The sequence below is a fragment of the Mesorhizobium sp. M8A.F.Ca.ET.021.01.1.1 genome, assembly GCF_003998025.1.
In the GTDB taxonomy this organism is placed as follows: Bacteria; Pseudomonadota; Alphaproteobacteria; order Rhizobiales; family Rhizobiaceae; genus Mesorhizobium.
On record NZ_RZSJ01000469.1, the window covers coordinates 1 to 5060 of the forward strand.

At 67.3% G+C, this 5060-nt stretch carries 6 protein-coding genes; 5 read left to right on the plus strand and 1 reads right to left on the minus strand.

The window, feature by feature from the left end:
* On the minus strand, positions 1–670 hold a 670-nt coding region (locus tag EOA36_RS27295; RefSeq protein ID WP_127280200.1), incomplete at its 3' end, for a cobalt-precorrin-6A reductase.
* A gap of 154 nt (positions 671–824) precedes the next feature.
* Between EOA36_RS27295 and cbiE the strand changes: the two genes are divergently transcribed.
* From cbiE to EOA36_RS27320, 5 genes are all read left to right on the plus strand, one after another.
* Positions 825–2051: a precorrin-6y C5,15-methyltransferase (decarboxylating) subunit CbiE gene (gene cbiE / locus EOA36_RS27300; RefSeq protein ID WP_127280201.1), complete on the plus strand. Its 1227-nt coding sequence runs from the start codon at positions 825–827 to the stop codon at positions 2049–2051.
* On the plus strand, positions 2048–2434 hold the full coding sequence (locus EOA36_RS27305; RefSeq protein WP_127280202.1) for a cobalamin biosynthesis protein: 387 nt from the start codon (positions 2048–2050) through the stop codon (positions 2432–2434). Before cbiE ends, EOA36_RS27305 begins: the two co-directional genes overlap by 4 nt.
* Complete coding sequence (cobM, locus tag EOA36_RS27310) at positions 2431–3195, plus strand: precorrin-4 C(11)-methyltransferase (RefSeq protein WP_127280203.1); 765 nt, start codon at positions 2431–2433, stop codon at positions 3193–3195. The genes EOA36_RS27305 and cobM overlap by 4 nt, the downstream gene beginning before the upstream one ends.
* Positions 3192–4010: a uroporphyrinogen-III C-methyltransferase gene (cobA, locus tag EOA36_RS27315; RefSeq protein WP_127280204.1), complete on the plus strand. Its 819-nt coding sequence runs from the start codon at positions 3192–3194 to the stop codon at positions 4008–4010. The genes cobM and cobA overlap by 4 nt, the downstream gene beginning before the upstream one ends.
* Positions 4007–5060, plus strand: a 1054-nt coding sequence (locus EOA36_RS27320; protein WP_127280205.1) for a cobyrinate a,c-diamide synthase, incomplete at its 3' end; no start/stop codon positions are given. The genes cobA and EOA36_RS27320, both read left to right, overlap by 4 nt.

The following is a 5060-nucleotide window of genomic DNA, read 5'->3' on the forward strand; positions in this document are numbered from 1 at the left end:
GACAGGGCCTGCGCACCATGACCACCTCGATGCCGAGCGTTCGCGCCGCGGCAATCTTCCCGTATGTCGCCGCGCCACCGCTGTTCTTCGACACCACGACACCTATGTGATGCTTTTCGAGCAAAGCGCGTTCTTCCCTCTCGTGAAACGGGCCCCGCGCCAGCAGATAGTCGGCGTCGGGCACACCCAGCTTCGGCTCGACCGGATCGACGCTGCGGATGAGATAGTGGTGCTGGGGTGCGGCTTCGAAGGCGGCGACCTCCTGCCGGCCAAGCGCCAGAAACACGCGGCGCGGCACCTCGCCAAGCGCCCGCGCGGCGCCAGCAACGCTATCGATCTCAAGCCAGCGGTCGCCTTCTACGGCCTCCCACCCCGGGCGCCGCAAGGCAAGGATCGGCACGCCGGTCTTGCGCGCGGCCATTGCAGCATTGGCGGAGATCCGCGCCGCGTAGGGATGCGTGGCGTCGATCAGCAGACCAGTGCCGGTCTCCCTGAGATATGCGGCCAGTCCATCGGCGCCGCCGAATCCACCGCTTCGCACCGGCACGCCCTGCGCAACCGGGCTTTCCGTGCGGCCGGCCAGAGAAAGCGTGACGAGGAAATCCTCCACCAGTTTTCCGGCCAATTGGCGCGCTTCTGTTGTGCCGCCGAGGATCAGAATCTTCTTCATGGGCACCATGTCAAACATCGTCGGCGCTGCCCCTCACCCTTACCCTCTCCGCGTGAAGGACGGGGAGAGGGAGGCGTCGGCGCCGGAGCTTCTCCCTTCTCCCCGTCACTATACGGGGAGAAGGTGCCGGCAGGCGGATGAGGGGCGGCGCGACATGTCAAAAAATCAGCCAACGCCAAAATGGCTTACGGTAGTCGGCATCGGCGAGGACGGTTTAGCGGGTCTCGGCGACGAGGCCAAGCGTCGGATCGCCGAGGCGGAGTTCATCTTCGGTGGCAAGCGGCACCTGGCGCTAGTCGCTTCTTTCGCCAGGGGTAAGCCATGCCCCTGGCCGGTTCCTTTCGATGCCGGGATGGCCGATGTCCTGGCGCTCACCGGCAGGAATGTCTGTGTGCTCGCCTCCGGCGACCCGTTCTTTCACGGTGTCGGCGCCACCCTCGCCCGCAAGGTCCAGCCACAGGAGATGCATGTCATATCAGCTCCGTCGGCGATTTCGCTGGCCGCGGCGCGGCTCGGCTGGGCGCTGCAGGACATCGAGATCATCTCGTTGCACGGCCACCCGGTCGACCTGATCCGCCCGCTGCTGCAGCCCAACGCGCGCATCCTGGCGCTGACGTCGGATGGCGACGCGCCCGCTGCAATTGCCCGCCTGCTCACCGAGCTCGACTTCGGCGCTTCACGGTTGACGGTGCTGGAGGCGTTGGGCGGACCGAAGGAGACATTGCGCTCAGCGCGTGCCGATGCCTTCAATCTGGAAAACATCAATCCACTCAACGTGCTGGCGATCGAGATTGATTCGAATCCGCAAGGGCGCGTGCTGCCCCTCACATCGGGCCTTGCCGATCATATGTTCGAGCATGACGGCCAGATCACCAAACGCGAAATCCGCGCCATCACCCTGTCGGCGCTGGCGCCGAGACGCGGCGAAGTGCTGTGGGATATCGGCGCCGGCTCAGGCTCCATCGGCATCGAATGGATGCTCGCCCACCCTTCGCTGCGCGCCATCGCCATCGAGGCCGACCCGGCCCGCGCCGCCCGCATCGGCCACAATGCCGTTGCCTGTGGTGTTCCCGGCCTCGTCATTGTGGAAGGCAGCGCGCCCAAGGCACTGGCCAAACTAGCGACGCCCGATGCGATCTTCATCGGCGGCGGCGGCAGCGACACCGGTGTCTTGAACGCCGCCATCAAGGCGCTGCGCGCAGGCGGCCGTCTCGTCGCCAACGCGGTGACGCTGGAGATGGAAGCCCTGCTTCTCGCCCAGCACACTAGGCGCGGCGGCGATCTTGTCAGGATAGGCATTTCCCGCGCTTCGCCTGTCGGCTCGATGCAGGCGTGGCGGCCGGCCATGCCTGTCACGCAATGGAGCTGGGTCAAGCCATGATGGTCGCGGGCATCGGCAGCCGAAAAGGCGTCACCGTCGAGGACGTGCTCGCGGCGATAGAAACCGCGCTCGAAGCGCATGGGCTGGCGATGTCGGCTCTTTCGGCCCTGGCCACCGCGGCGCTCAAGAAGGATGAAGACGCGATCGCTGCCGCCGGCCGCGCGCTGAACCTTCCGGTCATCATCGTCGATGACGCAGCTCTCCAGGCAGCCTCGCCACGGACGCTCAGCAGCTCCAGCCTCTCGCGGGACCTGGCCGGCACACCATCGGTTTCCGAAGCGTCGGCCCTTGCCGTCGCCGGCAAAGGCGCCAGCCTGCTTGGTCCGCGCACGGTGCTCGGCGCGGTCACCTGCGCCATCGCCATCAGCGGAGACGCCGAATGACCGTCCATTTCATCGGCGCCGGTCCCGGTGCCGCCGACCTCATCACGCTGCGTGGCGCAAGGCTCTTGGCGAGTTGCCCCGTCTGCCTCCATGCCGGCTCCATCGTCGCGCCGGAATTGCTGCAGCATTGCGCGCCGGGAACGAAGCTGATCGACACCGCGCCGATGTCGCTCGACGAGATCGAGGCTGAATATGTGGCGGCCCACAAGGCCGGCCATGACGTTGCCCGTCTGCACTCCGGCGACCTGTCGGTGTGGAGCGCGGTTGCCGAGCAGATCCGCCGGCTGGAAAAGCATGGCATCCCCTACACGCTGACGCCGGGCGTCCCTTCCTTCGCGGCGGCGGCCGCCGCACTTCGCCGCGAGCTGACCATTCCCGAAGTCGCGCAAAGCCTGGTGCTGACCCGCGTTTCCGGCCGCGCCTCTAAAATGCCGCCTGGCGAAACGCTGGCCGGTTTCGGCCGCACCGGCGCCACGCTGGCCATTCATCTTGCCATCCATGCCATCGACCGCGTCGTCGCCGAACTGACACCGCACTATGGCGGCGATTGCCCGGTCGCGATCGTCTTCCGCGCCTCCTGGCCGGACGAGCGCGTGCTGACCGGCACGTTGGAGACCATCGAGGCAAAGCTCGCCGCCGATCCGATGGAGCGTACGGCGCTTATCTTCGTCGGCCGCTCGCTGGCGGCGGAAGGCTTTGGCGAGAGTTCATTGTACGACGCCCATTATCAGCGGCGTTTTCGCGGACGGGACGGATTGTGAGCGGCAGCACCAAAAACAAAGGCGAAAACGCCACGCTCGAACAGGCGCTCGCGCGTCTGAACTTCAAGCCGCGTCCGCTCGAGCCCGGCCATGTCTGGCTGGCCGGCGCCGGCCCCGGCGACCCGGGTTGCCTGACGCTGGAAGTGCTGGCGGCACTGGCCGAAGCGGACGCACTGGTCTACGACGCGCTGGTTTCGCCTGACGTGGTCGCGGTAGCCGGAAACGCCGAGCTTTTCTTTGCTGGAAAACGCGGCGGCCAACCCTCGATGAAGCAGGACGACATCACCGCTTTGCTGGTGCGGCTGGCGCGTGAAGGCCGCCGCGTCGTCAGGCTGAAGGGCGGCGACCCTTATATTTTCGGCCGTGGCGGCGAGGAGGCGCTGGCACTGGCGCGCGAAAACATCCCATTCCGTGTGCTGCCGGGCCTGACATCGGGCCTCAGCGCATTGGCGGCCACCGGTATCCCGGCCACCATGCGCGGCATCAACAAGGCTGTCATTCTGGCGACCGGCCACGCCGCTGGCACCGATGACGACATCGACTGGGCGGCAATCGCCCGTACCGGCCAGCCGGTCGTCGTCTATATGGGCATGGCCAATCTGCCTGTCATAGCGGCAGCCCTGCTCGACGGCGGGCTTGCGCCATCGACGCCGGCGGCCGTGATCGTCGCCGCGACGACGCCGCAGGAGCGGACCGTCGTCGCCACGCTCGCCACCATTGCCGAGGCAGCGGCGGCGGCCGGGCTTGCCTCACCGGCATTGATCGTCGTCGGCGGCATCGTCGCCATGCGCGCGGCACTGGCTGGGCAAGCATGACCGCGCGCGCGATCATCATCGGCGCGCCACGCTCCGGTTCTGGCAAGACCAGCGTTACCATCGGCATCTTGCGCGCGCTGACCCGGCGCGGCCTGAAGGTGCGCGGCGCCAAATCCGGCCCTGACTATATCGATCCCGGCTTCCACACCGCCGCCACCGGCCTGTCCGGCGTCAATCTCGACAGCTGGGCGATGTCGCCGTCGCTGCTCAATGCGCTGGCCGCACAGGCGGCCGACGATGCCGATTTCGTCATCCTCGAAAGCGCCATGGGTCTGTTCGACGGCATCCCGGCCGCGCAGGGGCGCACCGGTTCGGCCGCCGATCTGGCGCGGCTTTACGGCCTGCCGGTGCTGCTGGTGCTCGACGTGTCGGGCCAGTCGACCACGGCGGCGGCCGTCGCCAAGGGCTTTGCCACCTACGATCCGGATGTGCACATGGCGGGCGCGGTGCTGAACCGGCTGGGTAGCGAGCGCCACCGTCGGCTCTCCGGCGACGCCATCGAGGCGATCGGACTGCCCGTCGTCGGCGCCATCCTGCGCGATCCCACGCTCAATTTGCCCGAACGCCATCTCGGCCTCGTCCAGGCCGGCGAATATGACGACCTGGTGGCGCATCTCGATCGGCTCGCCGACATGGCCGAGAAGTCGCTCGACCTCGATGCGATCATGGCGCTGGCAACACCCCTCGCCCCGGCAGTTGGCGACTTTGCCGACGCGCTGCGGCCGCCCGGCCAACGCATCGCGCTGGCAGAGGACGCCGCCTTCAGCTTCCTTTATCCGCATGTCGCCGCCTGTTGGCGCAAGGCCGGCGCGGAAATCGTTCCGTTCTCGCCGCTCGCCGACCAAGCGCCCGACGAGGATTGTGATGTCTGCTGGCTGCCCGGCGGCTACCCCGAGCTTCACGCCGGCACACTCGCAGCCGCAATGAATTTCCATGCGGGAATGGCGCGTTTCGCCGCGAAGAAGCCGGTCCATGGCGAGTGCGGTGGTTTCATGGTTCTTGGTGAAGCGCTGGAGGATGCTGGCGGCGAGACGCATCGCATGCTCGGCC

What these genes read in the sequence shown, in the direction of transcription:
- cbiE (WP_127280201.1), top strand. Translation starts at nt 825, where the DNA reads ATGTCAAAAAATCAGCCAACGCCAAAATGGCTTACGGTAGTCGGCATC.
- EOA36_RS27305 (WP_127280202.1), top strand. Translation starts at nt 2,048, where the DNA reads ATGATGGTCGCGGGCATCGGCAGCCGAAAAGGCGTCACCGTCGAGGAC.
- cobM (WP_127280203.1), top strand. Translation starts at nt 2,431, where the DNA reads ATGACCGTCCATTTCATCGGCGCCGGTCCCGGTGCCGCCGACCTCATC.